The sequence below is a fragment of the Pectobacterium peruviense genome, assembly GCF_003312355.2.
Classification (GTDB): Bacteria; Pseudomonadota; Gammaproteobacteria; order Enterobacterales; family Enterobacteriaceae; genus Pectobacterium; species Pectobacterium peruviense.
Map to the genome: position 1 here is coordinate 4,471,025 of NZ_CP161826.1, position 19,448 is coordinate 4,490,472.

The 19,448-nt window shown below is 51.5% G+C and carries 17 protein-coding genes; 9 read left to right on the top strand and 8 right to left on the bottom strand.

Going from position 1 to position 19,448, the window contains the following annotated elements:
* Nucleotides 1-5: 5 nt before the first annotated feature.
* The gene (locus tag DUT67_RS20110; RefSeq protein WP_157860046.1) at nucleotides 6-170 is read right to left on the bottom strand and encodes a hypothetical protein; all 165 of its coding nucleotides are present in this window, start codon (nucleotides 168-170) and stop codon (nucleotides 6-8) included.
* Between the two features lie 163 nt (nucleotides 171-333).
* Between DUT67_RS20110 and metC the strand changes: the two genes are divergently transcribed.
* Together metC and DUT67_RS20120 are read left to right on the top strand one after the other, a co-directional pair.
* Nucleotides 334-1,524: a cystathionine beta-lyase gene (gene metC, locus DUT67_RS20115; protein ID WP_048258419.1), complete on the top strand. Its 1,191-nt coding sequence runs from the start codon at nucleotides 334-336 to the stop codon at nucleotides 1,522-1,524.
* 451 nt (nucleotides 1,525-1,975) lie between these two features.
* On the top strand, nucleotides 1,976-2,635 hold the full coding sequence (locus tag DUT67_RS20120; RefSeq protein ID WP_048258418.1) for a DedA family protein: 660 nt from the start codon (nucleotides 1,976-1,978) through the stop codon (nucleotides 2,633-2,635).
* Between the two features lie 29 nt (nucleotides 2,636-2,664).
* Here the strand turns inward: DUT67_RS20120 and DUT67_RS20125 are convergent, their stop codons facing one another.
* Entirely contained in the window at nucleotides 2,665-3,630 is a 966-nt protein-coding gene (locus DUT67_RS20125) for an AraC family transcriptional regulator (RefSeq protein WP_048258417.1), read from the bottom strand.
* Nucleotides 3,631-3,881: 251 nt separating this feature from the next.
* On the opposite strand from DUT67_RS20125, the gene DUT67_RS20130 reads away from it, so the two are divergent.
* The 3 genes from DUT67_RS20130 to dkgA all read left to right on the top strand — a co-directional run bounded on the left by DUT67_RS20130 (nucleotide 3,882) and on the right by dkgA (nucleotide 7,012).
* A complete protein-coding gene (locus tag DUT67_RS20130; protein WP_048258416.1) occupies nucleotides 3,882-4,622 on the top strand; it encodes an NADPH-dependent oxidoreductase in 741 nt (246 codons plus the stop codon).
* A 3-nt stretch (nucleotides 4,623-4,625) separates the two neighbouring features.
* A complete protein-coding gene (yqhD, locus tag DUT67_RS20135; protein WP_048258415.1) occupies nucleotides 4,626-5,789 on the top strand; it encodes an alcohol dehydrogenase in 1,164 nt (387 codons plus the stop codon).
* Nucleotides 5,790-6,184: 395 nt separating this feature from the next.
* A complete protein-coding gene (dkgA, locus tag DUT67_RS20140; RefSeq protein WP_048258414.1) occupies nucleotides 6,185-7,012 on the top strand; it encodes a 2,5-didehydrogluconate reductase DkgA in 828 nt (275 codons plus the stop codon).
* A 42-nt stretch (nucleotides 7,013-7,054) separates the two neighbouring features.
* On the opposite strand, the gene DUT67_RS20145 is transcribed toward dkgA, so the two are convergent.
* From DUT67_RS20145 to DUT67_RS20170, 6 genes are all read right to left on the bottom strand, one after another.
* A complete protein-coding gene (locus DUT67_RS20145) occupies nucleotides 7,055-7,792 on the bottom strand; it encodes a GntR family transcriptional regulator (RefSeq protein ID WP_011091978.1) in 738 nt (245 codons plus the stop codon).
* 364 nt (nucleotides 7,793-8,156) lie between these two features.
* Nucleotides 8,157-9,572, bottom strand: a complete 1,416-nt coding sequence (gene ftsP, locus DUT67_RS20150; protein WP_048258413.1) for a cell division protein FtsP — start codon at nucleotides 9,570-9,572, stop codon at nucleotides 8,157-8,159.
* 72 nt (nucleotides 9,573-9,644) lie between these two features.
* Nucleotides 9,645-10,382: a 1-acylglycerol-3-phosphate O-acyltransferase gene (locus DUT67_RS20155; RefSeq protein WP_048258412.1), complete on the bottom strand. Its 738-nt coding sequence runs from the start codon at nucleotides 10,380-10,382 to the stop codon at nucleotides 9,645-9,647.
* A gap of 150 nt (nucleotides 10,383-10,532) precedes the next feature.
* Complete coding sequence (gene parC, locus DUT67_RS20160) at nucleotides 10,533-12,803, bottom strand: DNA topoisomerase IV subunit A (RefSeq protein ID WP_048258411.1); 2,271 nt, start codon at nucleotides 12,801-12,803, stop codon at nucleotides 10,533-10,535.
* Between the two features lie 213 nt (nucleotides 12,804-13,016).
* Nucleotides 13,017-13,520 (bottom strand): SUKH-3 domain-containing protein, encoded by a 504-nt coding sequence (locus DUT67_RS20165; protein ID WP_048258410.1) that lies wholly within the window; start codon nucleotides 13,518-13,520, stop codon nucleotides 13,017-13,019.
* 89 nt (nucleotides 13,521-13,609) lie between these two features.
* Nucleotides 13,610-13,945 (bottom strand): DUF2314 domain-containing protein, encoded by a 336-nt coding sequence (locus DUT67_RS20170; RefSeq protein WP_048258409.1) that lies wholly within the window; start codon nucleotides 13,943-13,945, stop codon nucleotides 13,610-13,612.
* Between the two features lie 252 nt (nucleotides 13,946-14,197).
* Here DUT67_RS20170 and DUT67_RS20175 point away from each other — a divergent pair, with 252 nt between their 5' ends.
* The 4 genes from DUT67_RS20175 to DUT67_RS20190 all read left to right on the top strand — a co-directional run bounded on the left by DUT67_RS20175 (nucleotide 14,198) and on the right by DUT67_RS20190 (nucleotide 19,428).
* The gene (locus DUT67_RS20175; RefSeq protein ID WP_048258408.1) at nucleotides 14,198-16,600 is read left to right on the top strand and encodes a TonB-dependent receptor; all 2,403 of its coding nucleotides are present in this window, start codon (nucleotides 14,198-14,200) and stop codon (nucleotides 16,598-16,600) included.
* A 421-nt stretch (nucleotides 16,601-17,021) separates the two neighbouring features.
* A complete protein-coding gene (locus tag DUT67_RS20180) occupies nucleotides 17,022-18,572 on the top strand; it encodes a transcription antiterminator (protein WP_080965204.1) in 1,551 nt (516 codons plus the stop codon).
* 48 nt (nucleotides 18,573-18,620) lie between these two features.
* A complete protein-coding gene (locus DUT67_RS20185) occupies nucleotides 18,621-19,100 on the top strand; it encodes a PTS sugar transporter subunit IIA (RefSeq protein WP_048258406.1) in 480 nt (159 codons plus the stop codon).
* Between the two features lie 13 nt (nucleotides 19,101-19,113).
* A complete protein-coding gene (locus tag DUT67_RS20190) occupies nucleotides 19,114-19,428 on the top strand; it encodes a PTS fructose transporter subunit IIB (protein ID WP_010297459.1) in 315 nt (104 codons plus the stop codon).
* Nucleotides 19,429-19,448: the final 20 nt, after the last annotated feature.

Below are 19,448 nucleotides of genomic sequence, written 5' to 3' on the forward strand. Positions count from 1 at the left end.
ACATCTCAATTGCGCCATGTCATTCGCAGCAATGCAGAAAAACATGGCGCTTTCCTTCGCGTTGTCTTACCTGAAATATTTTCACCTACCTTCTGCCTTATCTTATCAAAATCGGCGGAAGCCCCTTTCGCTGCGGGAATGCTCGCAATATCGAGCAAGTTTTCTGTCATGACAAAACCCGCCCACACGCCGTTCCAGCCGTGATAACGTAGACCTTATAAATCGAATCCTAATAAATCCAATGATGCCCCGTAATTTCCCAGCGTTCACGGTCGGGAAGAGCAGGCGTATTGAGTCATTCGGCAGGACTGAACAGAAAAGGTGATAGTGGTCATGACAAGCAAAAAAACGGCAACAGCGTTAGTCGCCGCAGGACGCAGCAAGAAATTCACCCACGGCTCCGTCAACCCCGTTATTCAGCGCGCGTCCTCTCTGGTATTTGATACCGTGCAGGACAAGAAGCACGCCACCATTAATCGAGCTAAAGGTGCGCTGTTCTACGGTCGCCGTGGCACGTTGACCCATTTCTCGTTTCAGGAAGCGATGGTGGAACTGGAAGGCGGCGTAGGTTGTGCACTGTACCCTTGTGGTGCGGCTGCCATTTCTAACGCGATCCTCTCTTTCGTCGCGGCTGGCGATCATATTCTGGTAACGGAATCGGCCTACGAACCCACGCAGGATTTCTGCTCGAAAGTGCTCAACAAGCTGAACGTCAGCACCACCTATTTCGATCCGCTCATCGGTGCCGATATCGCCGAGCTGATCCAGCCCAATACCAAAGTCGTCTTTCTTGAATCGCCGGGCTCTATCACCATGGAAGTACACGATGTCCCCGCCATCGTCCAAGCCGTACGCCGTATCAATCCCGAGATCGTCATCATGATTGATAATACCTGGGCGGCGGGCATTTTATTCAAGGCGTTCGACTTCGATATTGATATCTCGATTCAGGCGGGTACGAAATATATCGTCGGCCATTCCGATGCCATGATCGGCACCGCAGTCGCTAACGAACGCTGCTGGGTACAGCTACGTGAACACTCTTACCTGATGGGGCAAATGGTGGATGCTGATACCGCCTACGTCGCCAGCCGCGGCCTGCGCACGTTGGGCGTCAGACTCAAACAGCATCAGGAAAGCAGTATCCGCATTGCGAAATGGCTGGCGGAACGGCCAGAAGTCGCAGTCGTTAATCATCCTGCATTGCCAGGATGCAAAGGGCATGAATTCTACGAGCGCGATTTTAACGGCTGTAACGGCTTGTTCTCATTCGTCCTGAAAGAGAAATTAAGCAAAGAAACGTTGGCGCACTATCTGGACCATTTTGAGCATTTCAGCATGGCGTATTCCTGGGGCGGATTTGAGTCCCTGATTCTGGCAAATCAGCCAGAAGAACTGGCGGCTATTCGTCCTGTGAGCGGCGTGGACTTTACCGGCACACTTATTCGGTTACATATTGGACTTGAAGACAGTGACGATCTGATCGACGATCTGGCCGCAGGCTTTGACAGACTCGGCTCTTAATCAGCGACGCACTGCCATACGACCGGAAAAAAATACAGGAAGGAAACAAAATACAGGAAGTGTGACGGCCATAAAACCGCCGCGTCTTGATTTCCCCTGCGACGCGGTGGGTAATGCGTTATGATAATAATGAGTCAACGCTTACTAAAAAACCGCGTTACCTTAACCAAAAATTAAGCATTAAGCCTTATCGTATTCTCACAATGCGGTAAGGCGTTTTGCCCCATATACCCTAAATAATTCGAGTTGCAGGAAGGCGGCGACGTAGTGAATTCCCAGGAGCTTACTCAAGTAAGTGACTGGGGTGAACAAAGGAAGCCAACGCACATGCAGCTTGAAGTATGACGGGTAGACTGATTTTAGGGCTTGATAGGCAGTAGATTTCAGGTAACCCAGCATTCCACCGCCGCGGCCTGAGAGATAGTGAATATCGTCACTGGCGGGAAGTAATATGAGTATGGTTCACGACATTATTCAGGCGCTCTGGCAACAGGATTTTAGTGCACTGGCCGATCCCCACGTCATTTGGGTGATTTACGGTATTCTGTTCACGACGCTGTTTCTGGAAAACGGCCTGCTACCCGCCTCTTTTCTGCCCGGCGATAGCCTGCTGCTGCTCACCGGTGCCATGATTGCCAAAGGCGTGATGAGCTTTTTCCCCACGATGATTCTGCTTACCATCGCCGCCAGCCTTGGCTGTTGGCTCAGCTACCTTCAAGGACGCTGGCTAAGTGATACCCGTCTGGTAAAAGGCTGGCTGTTGCAGCTTCCTGCACATTACCACCAGCGCGCCTATCACCTGTTCCACCGTCACGGCATGACGGCGCTATTGGTTGGCCGCTTTTTAGCCTTTATCCGCACGCTGCTGCCAACAATGGCGGGGATTTCAGGGTTAAACAATACACGTTTTCAGATTTTCAACTGGCTCAGCGGGCTGCTGTGGGTCGGGGGGATTGTCACGCTCGGCTATGCGCTCAGCCATATCCCGCTGGTCAAACGCTATGAAGATCAGGTGATGACTGCACTGATCCTGCTGCCGATTATTTTACTGATCAGCGGCCTTATCGGTATGGCTGTCATCGTATGGCGTAAAAAACGCACGGTCGCCTAATCCGGTAACCGTGTGATTGATTGCCGCCTTCAGCTTTCTTCAACCGCCATATTAGTGGCCTTTAATCTTGTCACTTCGTCGCCCGGCGTCGCACCGAAATAGCGTTTAAATTCCCGGCTAAACTGCGACGCACTTTCATATCCGACGCGAGCCGCTGCAACGCCGGCTCTCAGGCCATCGTTGATCATCATCACCCGCGCTTTATGCAGGCGATAGGATTTCAGATACTGCAATGGCGAGGTGTTGGTGACCGCCTTGAAGTTATGATGAAACGCAGAGACGCTCATGTTCACCTCGGCAGCCAACTGCTCCACATTGAGGTTATCGGCGTAGTGATTCTCGATGCGCCGCAGTGCTTTGGCGATTTGGCTGAAGTGCGTGTGCCGATTCACCAGCGCCTGTAATGCCGCACCGCTTTCGCCACAGAGCATATGATAAATAATCTCGCGCACAATCGTCGGGCCCAACACGCGGGCATCGCGCGGGTTATTCATCGCATCCAGCAGCCGTTCAACGGCGCACAGAATCTCATCGCTCAACGGCGCGCTGTTCACCCCGCACGTGCAAGAGCAGGGACGGATCGCACTGTCATCATCACCGATGTCGATCAGCAAATCCTGAAGCATTTGGATGTCGATGCTGATCGACATCCCTACCAGCGGGTTATCAACGCTGGCTATCGTTTCACATTCGAACGGCAGCGGAATGGTCATTAAGAGGTAATTTTCCGGGTCGTACTGAAACGTTTTTCCGCCCAGATAGCCAATTTTTTGGCCCTGAAAAATGATGACGATCGTCGGCTCATACATCACCGGCACACGCGGATGATGCTGCTCCGTATACAGAATTCTGACCTGAGGCACGAGCGAAGGCGTGACCCAACTTTTGGTTGAACAGCGTATTGCCTGCTGCACGATACGCTGCCGCACGGTCTGTTGCTGAACAAGCTGCTCACATTGGCTTTCCGTCGATATGCCTTGGTTTTCCGTCAACATGCCCTGGTCTCCATCAACATGCCTTGGTCTCCATAAATATAGTGTTATCTCGCTACCGGCTCTTTTTTCCTGCCTGAAGCCTCTCTCCTGACAGGGGAAACAAAATGACATACCCGTGAATTATTATCACCCTTTTCTCTTATGATTTGTAGAAATAGGCAATAACCAAACAGAAATGTGCATTGAACGTCTTCCATAGGTTGATGACAATACTGAGCATACCTTCGTCCCCTCATCCCCCGGGAAAAGACATGAATAAAACGACTGAACTGTTTACGTCACACCGCAGCGAACGTAGCTACCTTGATAAACCTATTCCCGATGACGTACTGGATGCCATTATTCAATCCGCACATTTGGCCCCGACGTCTGTGAACTCTCAGCAAGTCTCGCTCATCGTCACCCGCGACCCAGAACGCAAGGCACGCATTGCCGAACTGGCTGGTGGACAACCGTGGATTGCCAAAGCACCCGTGTTCATCACCGTAGTGCTAGATATGCATAAAACGCAGCTCGGGATTGCCATGAGCGGCAAACAGCAGCACGCGCATGAAAGTCTCGAAAGCCTGATCGCTGGCACAACGGATGTCGGCATCGCACTCGGCACGCTGATGGCCGCTGCGCGCTCATTTGGGCTGGGCATCGTCCCGATTGGCGGCATCCGTCGCGAACCACAGGAGTTGATCGATTTTCTGCAACTCCCTGAACTAACGTTCCCCGTTGCAGGCGTCGCCATCGGCTACGTCGATACCCCAGCACACCAGAAACCGCGCCTGCCGCTGGATTCATTCCGCCATGATGAAACCTATCATCAGGACGTTCTGCCTGCCGCGATTGAGCAATATAACCACACGCTGGTGACACACTGGCAGCAAACTGGCCGCGCAGACGGCGACAACTGGGGTGATAACACCGCCAGCTACTACCAACACATCTACTTCCCGAAAGTCTTGCCCGCGATCCTTCAACAGGGCTTTAAACTGGACAAATAACCCATGCTAAATTTCACACTTCATACCCCGACCAAGATTCTGTTTGGCGAAGGCCAGATTGCTGAATTAGGCAAAGAAATTCCTGCCGATGCCCGCATCCTCATCACTTACGGCGGCGGCAGCGTGAAGCACAATGGCGTGCTGGATCAGGTCTATCGCGCACTGGAAGGCCGCAACGTACGCGAGTTTTCCGGCATTGAGCCGAACCCGACGTATGAAACGCTGATGAAAGCTGTTGAGGTCGTCCGTGCAGAGAAGATTGATTTCCTGCTAGCGGTTGGCGGTGGCTCTGTCGTCGATGGCACGAAATTTATCGCTGCTGCCGCAGACTATCAGGCTGCACAAGACCCGTGGCACATTCTGCAAACGGGTGGCGCGGAAATCGATCGCGGCGTCGCACTGGCGGCGGTACTTACCCTGCCTGCAACCGGTTCGGAATCCAACAACGGTGCAGTCATCACCCGTAAATCAACCAACGATAAGCTCGCCTTCCGTTCACGATACACACAGCCGCTTTTTGCCGTGCTCGATCCGGTCGTGACTTACACCCTGCCCGCTCGCCAGATCGCGAACGGCGTGGTCGATGCCTTCGTTCACACGGTTGAGCAGTATCTGACGTATTCCGTCGATGCCAAAGTACAGGATCGTTTTGCGGAAGGTTTGCTGCTGACGCTGGTTGAAGAAGGCCCGCGTGCGCTGGCTGAACCGGAAAACTACAAGGTCAGAGCCAATGTGATGTGGAGCGCCACCATGGCGTTGAACGGCCTGATTGGTGCAGGTGTGCCGCAGGATTGGTCAACCCACATGCTGGGGCACGAATTAACGGCGCTGCACGGCCTCGACCATGCCCAAACGCTGGCTATCGTTCTGCCCGCCATGCTGACGGCAAGAAAAGCCCAGAAACGCGACAAGCTGCTGCAATACGCCGAGCGCGTCTGGAACCTGCGCGACGGTAGCGAAGACCAACGTATCGATGGCGCGATTGCCGCCACGCGTGACTTCTTTGAAAAAATGGGCGTACCGACCCGCCTGTCTGACTATCAGTTGGATGGCAGTTCCATTCCGACACTGGTCGCCAAACTCAGCGAGCACGGCCTGACTGCGCTAGGCGAGCACCGCGACATAACATTGGAAGAAAGCCAGAAGATTTACGAGGCGGCGCGTTAAGCCCCTCAGTCCTCAATAACTCGAGTTACAGGAGAAAACGCTATCGTTTAAACCACATCTATCCCCCTCAATGCTGTGTCTGTTAAGGGGAGCCAATCGGCTAATACTGGTCACTTAAGCCCGTTGTTAGGGGAAACACAGGGGGAGGTTCCCGTAGGGACGCCTCACCCCTGTGGTCGCCCCGTGTATCTCGATGCTTATACGATCGGCAGTAAGCCAATCGGCTCCCTTTATCATCAGGTAACGTATAGCCGACGAATTTTTCTACTAGAATGAAATCATATGCCTGTTCCTGCGAGGGATCACGTTCCTCTCTGTCCGTGATATGAACAGGTCGCCCATCCAGTTAAGCCTATGATACGTTTATGGATTAACGGATATAAAAGGAGAATGAGATGACGCAACCGAAAGTTAAGCTGGCGGACGGCAATATCATGCCCCAGTTGGGCCTTGGGGTCTGGCGAGCAAGCAGTGAAGACACGGCGATCGCCGTGAATGAAGCCTTGTCCATCGGTTATCGGGCGATCGATACCGCCGCGATTTATAAGAATGAGGAAGCGGTCGGTCAGGCGCTGAGCTCCGCGAATTTACCGCGCGAAGAGGTATTCATCACCACCAAGCTCTGGAATGGCGATCACACCGATCCGCAAAAAGCGCTGGAAGAGAGCCTGAGAAAACTTCGGTTAGATTATATCGATCTCTATCTGATCCACTGGCCGCTCCCGCAGCAAAATACCTTCGTGGATGCCTGGCGTGGACTCATCAAACTTCAGGAACAAGGTCTGGCGAAAAGTATCGGCGTCAGTAATTTCCATATTCACCATTTACAGCGATTAAAAGAAGAAACTGGCGTATTGCCGGTCATCGATCAGGTCGAACTGCACCCGCTTCTCCAGCAAAAGCAGCTCCATGCCTGGAATGCCACACACCATATCCAGACTGAATCCTGGAGCCCGCTGGCGCAGGGTGGTGAAGGGGTCTTTGATCACCCTATTATCCGTAAACTGGCGATGAAATACGGGAAAACACCGGCACAGATTGTGATCCGCTGGCATCTGGACAGTGGGCTAGTGGTGATTCCTAAATCGGTGACGCCGGCACGCATCAAGGAAAACTTCGAGGTGTTTGATTTCCGTCTGGATAAAGACGAGCTGAGTGAAATTACCAAGCTGGACTGCGGAAAACGTCTGGGCTCGGATCCTGACGAACCAAGAAACGACTAATCCATCTTTGATGCCAGCATTCTCCGTGCTGGCATTCTTCCTCTAATCAGCAAACTGAATCTCATACACATCGCTACGGCAGTGCGCTTCGCTGTATTCCAGCAGTTCACCCTGCTCGTTATAAACATGCAGTTGGCAATACAGCGCAGGGGCTTCCGCCGCAATACCCAGAAGCGTAGCGATTTCTGCCGCACAGGCAATCGCTTTGAAACGATAGCGTTTTTTGTCCGGTATGACCCCACCCGTTATCCAATATTGATAGAGCGACTGTTCGAGTGTTTCTGGGTCGGGTAAGAATTTTTGCGGAATCCAGGTCGTTTCCAGCGAGACGGGTTCGCCATTACTGAGCCGGACACGCCGCAGATAGGTGACGGCTTCGCCTTCCGGCAAAGACATTTTTTCCGCGATGCTAGCAGGCGGTACCTGTATTGATCGCTCTAGCCAGAGGCTGCCAGCGATGCCGCCTTGTTTCAGCACGAGCGCAGTGAACCCTTCATCCTCGGCACTCAAAGCATAATTCAGCCGCTGAGTAACGCGGGTTCCCACCCCTTGCTGGCGAGTAACCAGTCCTTTTTCTTCCAGCAGCGACAGGGACCGAGAAACCGTCACGCGCGATAAGCCCAACTGCTGCGCAATCAATCTTTCCGCAGGTAAGAACTGGCCTGACAACGTCTTACGGCGACCGATTTCTGATTCAAGCAACGACGCGAGCTGTATATAGCGAGGCGCCGACGATGCACCAGCCAGTTGATCCCTGAGCCAAAGCAGTAATTCCCGCATAGTGCAGCCTTTTTTAGTGACGCAGCGTCTGGCTGCGTACAGGTTAAAACAGAAGTGAACCTGATTTCATGGCGAAACGAAACGCTCTGGCTCTGAAATTGTTGTAATTAAAAATGTTTTTTTAGTACTTATCAGACACGGAACAGTACGTACGCTAAACAACAATTCACTCTTAATTCATAGCAACATCAATATATAAGGTATCGTCCGCACGGCTCCGCATCTTTAATTTTGGTTTGTCTGAATAGAGGTGGATCACATTAAGAAGCAAGTGGGCATCGGAAACATCGCGGTCAGACAGGGCTGCCGTAACATCGGTCACGGCAGAGGGATAATAGCGGAAGGTGACTGGTGGGCTATAGGTTTACATCGCAGACTGTACGATGAGCTGCCCTGTCGAACCGCGATCGGCCAGTTCCAGCGTTTGGCTGTAATACAGGAAGGGAAACGCCATTGAGGAAGGCTGCATGAAATAAACCAGCAGCTCGACATCATTATCGATCCATACCGTATCTTTCCAGCCGCTGTCTTCCACCGCCGGTGGGCGACCATTCGCGCTGCGCACCAGGAATTTTACGCCCTGAATGTGGAAAGCCTGCGGCGTGTCGGCGTGGATAATCCAACGCTCGCAGCGACCAAGCTGGGTTTGTACATCGGCACGCGTCATATCCCACATCGCGCCATTGATGCCAGGCAAACTGTCACCCAGGCGGAATTCTCGCGTGCGGCTGATGCTGCCTTCAATAATGTTATCGGCCAGCAAACGCATCGGCAGGTTATCCGTTACCAATGGCAACAGCCCCGTCGGCTTAAGCGTCAGTATCTGGGTCGAAATCAGGATGCTGGAAGGCTCAAACAGGCCGCGCAGGCGATCCATAATCCCAGCGGATTCACCGGCTGTCAGCGTGACTTCCTCGCCTTGTGACATGTCGATCAGAATTTCACGTCGTTCACCGGGCGCGAGAGAAAGCTGGTTCACGGCCATCGGAGCCGGTAGCAGCCCTTGATCGCTGGCGATCACGTGCATCGCCCGTCCATCACTCAGTCGCATCACGTAACGGCGGGAGTTCGATGCGTTCAGTAATCTCAGGCGAACCCAGCCGCGAGAAACCTCAACAAAGGGGCTTTGGACGCCGTTGACTAACAGCGAGTCCCCTACGAATCCACCGCTAGAAGGCGGGTTATAGAGAGGTACACCAAAGTTATCCAGTCGTTTATCCTGAATAATCAATGGGAAATCATCAACACCGTAGTGATTAGGCAGCGGCAGCGATTTACTGGTGCTGTCTTCCACCAGCCATAGCCCAACCAACCCGTTATAGATATGGGGCGCCATACGGTTCGGCGTATTTGCATGATACCAGCAGGTCGCCGACGACTGACGAATCGGCAACACGGGTGACCAATCGCCGCCAGGAGAAATAATGCGGGCAGCGCCACCCATCAGCGGCCCCGGCACCTGCAACCCACCGATCGTCATTGCAACAGGCTCGTTCAGGCGGTTGCTGTAAATCAGCTTAACGTCATCGCCGTCATAGACTCGCACCGTCGGCCCTAAATAACGGCCGTTGATTCCCCAAATGGATGTCTTACGGTCACCGGAAAACGCCCAATGGGCACGCTGCATGGTCAGAAAGAGAGGCTGGCCTCGACGCGACTCCAGTAATGGCGGTATCGGCAATGCGGCAGGATTCCCACTGGCTTTCGCCGCCAGTGGCGTCATACCCGCACATAACGCAAGGCCCGATGCCTGAATAAACTGACGTCGGTTGAGTGACATAATGACTCCGTAAATCCATTAACCGTAAGCAAAGTTTAACTAAGGAATAATCCAATAACCGATGGGGTGAACTTATTTTTTGTTTGCCGCTTCGCGGGCCGCGACTTCCGCATCCAACTCCGCAATCTTGGCCGCCATCACATCATGGCAATGTGTAGCCAGTTCACGGACCTGATCTTTGGTATATGCACGGGTATCAATCGGTGGCAGCATTTCTACGATCACAATGCCGTTATTCCAGCGGTTTAATTTCACCTTATTGCTGGTAGTCGAAACGCAAATCGGCACAATCGGCACTTCTGCGCTAATGGCGGCATGAAACGCGCCAGTTTTGAATGGCATCAGGCCGCGTCCACGGCTGCGAGTACCTTCAGGGAACATCCAGATAGAGGTATTACGCTCTTTAATATGCTTCACCACCTGAGCGATAGTGCCATGCGCTTTGGCACGGTTTTCACGGTCAATCAGCAGGTTACCCGTCAACCAATAGAGTGGCCCGAAGAATGGAATCCACAGCAGGCTTTTTTTACCCACGGTAACGGTACGAGGCTGAACTGCGCTGGATACCGTGACCATATCGTAATTATTCTGATGATTCGCGATATAGATGCAGTTGCCATAATGCGCCGCTTCTTCCGGTATCCGCATTTCTACTTTCAGGCCAAACACCACGGACAAACGACCAAAAAGACGGCCGAAAGTCGCTACATGACGGGGATTTCGAGGGCTGAACAGGCAGTAAAATAAGCCAAAAATACAGATCAAAATCGAAAAGATAACGACAACAAAAAAACGCAAAATGGATAACATAGCAACCTCATTAGCCGAAAGCCGCCGCTAGTATAGCGATTTCGCGCTAAAACACACGGTGATTCAATTTGCTGCGGGATGGCAACCGGAAACCAAAGAAAGGCGGTAAACACCGCCTTTCTCAACATGCACAACGACAATAGGGGGGAGTTATTCTTCGCTGTTGCCAGTGTCAACCTGCTGCGGCGCATCTACCTCAATCCGATCGATGCGTTGCAGACCGCGCAACAAGGTCCCTTTCCGTCCGCGCTCGCCTTGATACTTCTGAAGCTCGTTCGGACGCAGCACCAGCTTGCGCTTGCCGAAATACAGCGTGACGGAAGCCTGCGGTGGCAGCAGATACAGCCAGGTCAGACGATCTTTACCTTCCGCAAAATCAGCCGAGGAGATGGACACAATCTTGTTGCCCTTGCCTTTCGACAACTGCGGCAGATCGGAGACAGGGAACAGCAGCATTCTGCCTGCGGCGGTGATCGCCATGAGCAGGTTATCCTCGCCTTTGATCTCGATCGGTGCCAGCGCCTTCGCGTTATCCGGCAGCGTGATAATCGCTTTACCTGCGCGGTTACGCGCCACCAGATCGTTGAAGGTACAGACAAATCCATAGCCCGCATCCGATGCCATCAGCAACGGCTGATCGTCTGCGGCCATCAGCACCTGTTCAATCGTCGCACCCGGCGGCGGCGTGAGTTTGCCCGTCAGTGGCTCGCCCTGACCGCGCGCAGAAGGCATTGAGATCGGATCCAGCGCATAGCTGCGGCCAGTGGAGTCAATAAACACCACGGGCTGATTGCTCTTACCTTTAGCAGCGGCACGGAAGCTATCGCCCGCTTTATAGCTCAGACCGGTCGGATCGATGTCATGCCCTTTGGCGCTACGTACCCAGCCCATTTCCGACAGCACAATGGTAACCGGCTCAGACGGCACAAAGTCGTGTTCACTCATCGCTTTCGCTTCGCCGCGTTCATGCAGCGGTGAACGACGATCGTCACCATAAGCTTGCGCATCAGACTGAATTTCTTTCTTAATCAGATTGCTGAGCTTACGCTCTGACGCCAACAGCGCTTGCAGCTGATCGCGCTCTTTGGCCAAATCGCCCTGCTCACCGCGGATTTTCATCTCTTCCAGCTTGGCCAAGTGACGTAATTTCAGCTCCAGGATCGCTTCAGCCTGTGTTTCACTCAGGCTGAACTGGCGCATTAGAACGGGCTTCGGCTCATCTTCCGTGCGGATGATATGAATCACTTCATCAATGTTCAGGAACGCAATCAGCAAACCTTCGAGGATATGCAGGCGCTTGAGCACTTTTTCCAGACGGTAGTTCAGTCGGCGGCACACGGTGTCGCGACGGAATACCAGCCACTCGCTCAGGATCTCGACCAGCCCTTTCACGCTAGGGCGACCATCCAGACCGATCATGTTCATGTTAACGCGGTAGCTTTTTTCCAGATCGGTAGTCGCGAACAGATGATTCATCACCTGATCCATATCGATACGGTTCGAGCGCGGCACCAGCACCAAACGGGTTGGATTCTCGTGATCGGATTCATCACGCAGATCTTCCACCATTGGTAGCTTCTTCGCGCGCATCTGGCTGGCAATTTGCTCCAGCACTTTGGCACCGGAAACCTGATGCGGCAGCGCAGTAATGACCACATCACCGTCTTCTTTCTTCCAGACCGCGCGCATCCGCACCGAACCACGACCGTTCTGGTAAAGTTTGCGCACTTCATCGCGCGGCGTGATGATTTCGGCTTCCGTCGGGAAATCCGGCCCCTGCACATGCTGGAGCAAATCGTCCAGCGAGGCTTTCGGGTTTTCCAGCAGCATCACTGCGGCAGCAGCGACTTCACGCACGTTATGCGGTGGAATATCCGTTGCCATCCCGACCGCAATCCCGGTGGTACCGTTCAGCAGAATATTCGGCAGACGCGCAGGCAGCATCTTCGGCTCTTGCATCGTGCCGTCAAAATTCGGGGTGTAATCGACCGTGCCCTGTCCTAATTCTGACAGCAGCACTTCCGCGTATTTGGACAACCGCGATTCGGTATAACGCATGGCGGCGAACGATTTCGGGTCGTCCGGTGCCCCCCAGTTCCCCTGACCATCCACCAGAGGGTAGCGGTAAGAGAACGGCTGCGCCATCAACACCATCGCTTCATAGCAGGCGCTGTCACCGTGCGGATGGTATTTACCCAGCACGTCACCCACGGTACGGGCGGATTTTTTAAATTTGGCGCTGGCATTCAGTCCCAGCTCGGACATCGCATACACAATGCGACGCTGCACAGGTTTCAGACCATCGCCAATGAACGGCAATGCCCTGTCCATGATGACGTACATGGAATAATTCAGGTATGCATTTTCGGTAAACGTGCGCAGCGCAAGGCTTTCTGCGCCGTCATGAGTCATCTCACTCATTTATCTCACTTTCCTCACATCGCGGCGCGATTGTTACGCTTTCCGACACGCCATAGCGGCGGTATGTTTGGCGGGAATAGTACCTTATCTGATGAGGTGATGTCACAGGGAACAGTTAGCAGGGAACCGCGTCACAGGAAACGATGCCGCTCTCAGAAAACCCTCACTCCGGGCGATAGCCGGTGTGAATCCGACGGCGGCTGGAGAAGGCGGCTAGTCGTAGTGGTGGACACTCGGATGATCTGTGGTAATCGTCTCGCCATATGCGGATATTGACAATTGGTCTGGCCGCAGCATGGGTTTCCCCTTCCGGCCAAGTAGAATGCACTCAACGGCGGCCTCAAAAGACTCTCCTTCAAACCAGAATGCCTCATGTATAAAGCTCATCCCGTAGCAGGCTCCCGCGCTATCCATCAGCAAGGCAGCATGCGAATGATGAGTCTCGCCGATCAGGATCAGCGTCGTGTTCAGAATGCCTTGCCACTCCAGCAGCGTTTCATCTTCCTGCAAGTCCTCACTGCCGCCAAAAATAATATCACCGCTGGCGCACTCTTCTCCTGCGCCGCTCTGCCCGACCGTCAGCCCACCGAACGCGTGCAGGATGTCAGCGGCAGGATGGTTCTCTGGCACAAACGACGGGACTGATTGTGGTTCGACATGCGGCCAGCCTGCTGCGTGAAACAGTGGAAAAACAGATTTGGGTATTTCAATAAACATCGTTAGTCACCTTGCACCCTAAGGGCACCGCACTGCGGTGCTAAACATAGTGAATATCAGCACGAACATCACCGGTGTTAGCGATGCCGTTATTCATTCTCTTCATAGATACCAATCACATGGCAAGAATGAAACGTAATCGTCTGGCCGCATTGCACACAGTCGCTTCCCGTAGGTTTATTATCTAAAACCCCTTCGTAAAACGCAGGATGCTTTTTCGTCACGTTGACCCACATTCTTTCGACCGAGAGGTCATCAGAGCCTGCCGTTTCCTCCATACGGAAGATCAACTTAACAAAATCGCCGGGTTCCAGCGATTCACGCACTGCCTTGGCCGGAATCCAGAATGAATCCGGGTACTCGCAGTTAATCGCTTCGCCATCATCCAGCTCGTAGTGATCGGTTTCGTACGTCGGTAATTTCATGACACCTCATTGATACATCACGCAGACACCGCCTGCTTTAGATTTTGATAGCCAACAAACCGTTTCATTAAGAATTATTCATCATCATTGCCGCGACAAACGATAATGATTAACATATTGATAATAAATATCATTACCACATGATAATTAATGTTATTCGCCGTTTTGCATTTCCCTTGCAGACGTTAGCTACCAGCACGCCATGTTTCCCCAACGCCGCTGGCCAGAACAACCTTATAGCAGAGTATCATTATGTTAATTAACAAGAATTTAAATAAAATTCTTCTCACCGGCATCTTGACTGGCGTCGCGCTGAACAGCATGGCAGCGGATAGCACCACAGGCAACAACGCACTCAACGTGAAGAATCAAGATAATGCAGCGGCGAAAACGGAACCGACGGGTGATGTCATGACCGTGCACGCGCCCGAGATTGAGAAAAAAGCGGGCTCGTCCGTTTCAATCACAGCCAACGATATGCAGAAGTCTGGCGGTAATGACTTTGGCACCATCATGCGTTATCAGCCGTTAATCAGCGCAACAGGCTCCAGCGGCGGTAGCAATACAGGGAAAAGTGGCTTTGATCGTGGCGGCTACACGGGCTACAACATTCGCGGGATAGAAAGCAACCGCGTCGCCATTGATACCGATGGCATCGCGCTGCCTAATGCAACGGGGCGCAGTTATGCCAGCAGGGCTGGTTTTAATACGTTTGGCATGGGACGCGACTATGTCGACCCTTATCTCTACGGGCGAGTCAATATCGAATCTGGCGTGACCTCGGCGGAAAATACGATTAATGCGTTAGGTGGCAGCGTCTCGTTCCGTCCCAAATCAGCAGATGATTATTTAAACGCGAATAAGCAGGAATATGTTGGCTTCCAGAGTGATTTCGACTCTGCCAACCATGGTTGGCATAACGGTATCACCGCCGCAGGCGGGGATACCGAGCTGCGCGGCATTGTCGTGCTCAGTCGACGTGACGGCCAGCAAACGCGTAATAACAGCGACGAGATCGCCGCTTACCCTGCAAACTGGCACTCTAATGCCATTCTGGCATCGGGTATCTGGCAGCCGAATGATGAACACCAGCTCACCGGTACGCTGGATTATTATCATAAAACCAACCATACCCACTACGATTACTGGGGTAACTTACCGAGCGGCAATAATACGATTTATGGCACCGCACAACAAAGCAGCGAGACTCGCCGCTGGAGCGCCAGCCTGAAAGATCGCTGGACGCCGATCAACAATACCTTGGTTGATATGATCGATAGCCGCGTTTACTTCCAAAACAGTGAGTCTCACGACAACACCTGGTTGCCTGCAACAACGGGCATGGCGGCAGCCGATAGCCACCGTGTCTATTCTGATTACAATGTAAAAACGTACGGCTTCGATACCCATCTGGTGAAAAGCTGGGATCGTCACGAGTTTAGTTGGGGTCTCAATGCCAGCCAAACTAAAACCGAGCGCCCATTCAGGCAATCACCGAATCAAACGGGTGCGAATAACATCATGCAGCCAGAAGCCGATAGTGACAGCTATAACGTCGGCGGCTTCGTGCAGGATACCGTCTCCTGGGATCTGGCCGGGCACGCCTTCTCGGTCGTCCCTGCCGTGCGCGCCGTTCATCAACGTACCAAAGCGACCAACACGGTTAGCCTGAGCGGCAACGGCAGCGTCATCAGTGGATCCGATGTCAACAGACTGTACGGTAAAGCCAACAGTGATACGCAAATCCTGCCTTCACTGAGCTTCCTCTACGACATCACCCCAACGCTGACGACCTATTTGCAGTACCGCCGCGGCGCGCAGTTCCCCGATGCCAGCCAGCTCTATGGCAGCACCAACCTTGACGCCAACTTTGCAGGACCTGCACAGTATGCCTTTATCGGTAATAGCGACCTCAAAACAGAAACCAGCAACAACGTAGAATGGGGCTTAAAAGGCGAAGCAACGGAAGGGATCACATTCCGTACAGCGCTGTTCTACAACACGTATAAGAATTTTATCGCCAATACCCGCTACCGTCGTAGCACGAACCCAGACAGATTTACCAATGTTCCGAGCAATATCAATACGATATTTCAGGCCGAAAACCGTGATAAAGCTTACATCTACGGTGGTGAAGTCAGCAGCAAAATACAGCTAGGCACCTGGTTCCCAGCGGTTGATGGACTCAGCACCACGCTGGCGTTTGGCTACACCAAAGGTCAATCACAGTCTCGCTACCTTGGCGACCGCTATGTCGATCTCGACAGCGTCGCGCCGATGAAAGCGGTTGTTGGCATCGCCTATGACGATCCTTCTCAGCGCTACGGCGCCGCCCTGACGTCGACCTTCCAGAAAGGGAAACAGGCAAAGGATACCAGCCGTGAAAGCTATACCAATGCTGGCACCGCTATTACCGGCTCAACAGCTGAATATATGCGGATTCCCGGCTATGGCATGGTGGATCTGACCGCCTACTATCGCGTGACCAAAGACGTGAAAATCAGCGGTGGCGTGTATAACCTGACTGACCGTAAATATTGGGACTACCTGAGCAGCCGTCAGATTGAAACCAATGACCGACAGGGACAATACGATCGCGCGCTGTCTACTGCACCCGGCCGTTCCTTCCAGCTCGGTGTGAATGTCGATTTCTAATCGGCACGATACGCTGATTCACTGAAATAAGGCGATGTTCAGTTCAGGCATCGCCTCCGTAATCAGGCAAGAAAGCGCACCACGGCTTTCTTGCCTTTTTTATTTCCCCTCACTCTGACTTGCTCATATTCTTATTTTTACTGCATTGTTTAACGAAACAATTAATATGCAGGTGAGATCACAATTATTACCCATGATAGCGTGATCGCGATCCCAATTAATATCCACTCAATACCCTGTTTTATTTTTGTCCTATTCGGCGGACAGCATTTAGTATTGTCCCTATCGACTATCGCGACTAGATTGATCATTACAGCACCCTATGCAAATAAAACGAAAGAGAAAATAAAAAAGGAAATTATTTAGAAAAAATTATCAATCCGATAAGCATCAGAAAATCTAACGAATCACAGAGGGTAATATGATGCAGCCACTCACCTCCCGCCAGAACCGTTTATTGAAATATCTGCTACAACACCAGGGATATGTAACGGTTAAAGATATTGCACATTATCTGGATGTGTCGGAAAAAACCGTCTATCGCGATATGCAATTTGTTGAAGCCTTCCTTTCTGTCTGGAATATTTATCCAGACAAAAAGGTCGGTGCGGGAATTATGTTAACAACGGATGACGACCGACACATCATGTTGCTGGAACAGCAACTTGTCGTGGATGATGGGGAGACCGATGCGCTGATCAACAATGCTCGCCGCGTCAAAATCGCCTCACAATTATTAAGCGACACGCCTCATGAAACCTCCATCAGCAAACTGTCAGAACGCTACTTTATCAGTAGTGCGTCTATCGTTAACGATCTGAAAATCATCGAAAGCTGGCTACATCCACTGGGATTATCGCTGGTGCGCAGCCAGAGCGGCACACACATTGAAGGCAGCGAGAATCAGGTGCGTCAGGCGATGGCTTCGCTTATTAATGACGTTATGCATCATAAAGAGCCCGGCTCACTTAGCCACTCGCGCCTCGACCCCGGTAGCTATAGGGCACTGATTAACTATTTCGGCGAAAACGACGTTTCCTTCGTCGAAGCGCTGTTACAAGACATGGAGAAATCGCTTTCTTATCCGCTAGGCGAGCCTTATTACATCAATATTTTCACCCATACGTTAATTATGATGCACCGCATTGCGCAGGGAAAAGCGCTCATCATGGCGGAAGACGCTGTTCATCAGCAGGTTGATAATCGCATATTCTCCATCGCTCAAAATATGGTGACCCAAATAGAGCAACGCGTCGAGAACACGCTACCTTCCGATGAAGTCTGGTTTATTTACCAATATATTATTTCTTCAGGCATTGTGATGGAAGAGCGTGCGGATAACCAACTGCTCCGCTACCAATTTTCTAATGGTGAGTCCCGCAGAATTACACGTGCATTAACACAGGTATTTTCTGATTTAATCAATATCGACTTGCGTACGGATAAGTTATTACATGAAGGATTGCTTATTCATATCAAGCCGTTGCTTAACCGATTAAAGTATCAAATACACATTCGAAATCCATTATTAGACGATATCAAAATCGAATTTATCGATATTTATGAAATGACTCAGCAAGCCATGAATGAAGTCTGTCTGCGATTTCAATTAAATCCCGTCGCTGAGGATGAAGTCGGCTATTTGACCATTCATTTTCAAGCCGCGCTGGAACGCCAAATTGCTCATAAACGTATTTTGGTTGTGTGCTCCAGCGGCGTGGGAACGTCACATTTGCTAAAAAACCGTATTCTGCGTGCATTTCCTGACTGGATTATTGTTGGCGTGATATCAGCCAGTAATATGCAGGTATTCTGCCAGCAGGAAGACATTGAATTGATTATTTCTACGATTCATCTGGAAGAGCAACTGATTCCGGTTGTTTATGTATCCGCCTTTTTTAATGACGATGACATTAAACGTGTTACCGAAAGAGTTATCGCTAATCAACTACATCAAGCCGTCCCTCACTGATTATTTTCCGAAGGTTAATTTTTTAAATTTATAGATGAGGTGTGATATATGGATATCAATAAAATACTGAATGCCAACCGCGTAAAGTTAGATATGTCCGCGACCAATAAAGATGAAGTCATTAATGAATTAACCGATCTGTTATATGCTGATGGTGCTATTACCAATAAAAAGGACTTTATTCACGATGTCTGGTTACGCGAAGCCGAAGGTTCAACCGGTTTTGAAAACCATATTGCGATCCCGCATGGGAAATCATCTGCCGTAAAACAAACCACGCTCGCGATTGGCCGAACCCGTCAGGATATTCCCTGGGAAACACTCGACGGTAGCCAAGTTCGCTGCATTATTCTCTTTGCCGTGCGTCTGGAAGATCAGAACACGACACACATTCGCCTGCTGTCTCAGGTTGCCAGTGCACTGGCCGATGATGAGGTGATTGCTCAACTGTTAGACGAATCCGATCCCCATAAAATTATTCGGCTGTTTAGTCAGTATGCAGAAACAGCGCCTGTCACTCCGACATAAGACGAGGCTCAAAATGAATATTGTTTGTGTTGCCGCTTGCACGGCAGGTATCGCGCATACCTATATCGCCCGCGAGAAACTAATTAAAGGTGCCAACGCGTTAAATTACGCGATCAAAGTGGAAACCCAAGGCACGATTGGCACTGAGAATGAATTAACACCCGATGAGATAGCTGCCGCCGACGTCGTTATTCTAGCTATCGATATCAAAATAACAGGCGAGGAGCGATTTAAAGGTAAACCTATTGTTCGGGTAAAAACGGAGGTCGTTATTAAATCTCCAATCAAGTTTCTGGAAAAAGTCGCTAGCTCTTTAGCGGGTGCCTGAATATATCCATTTCGGGGTAA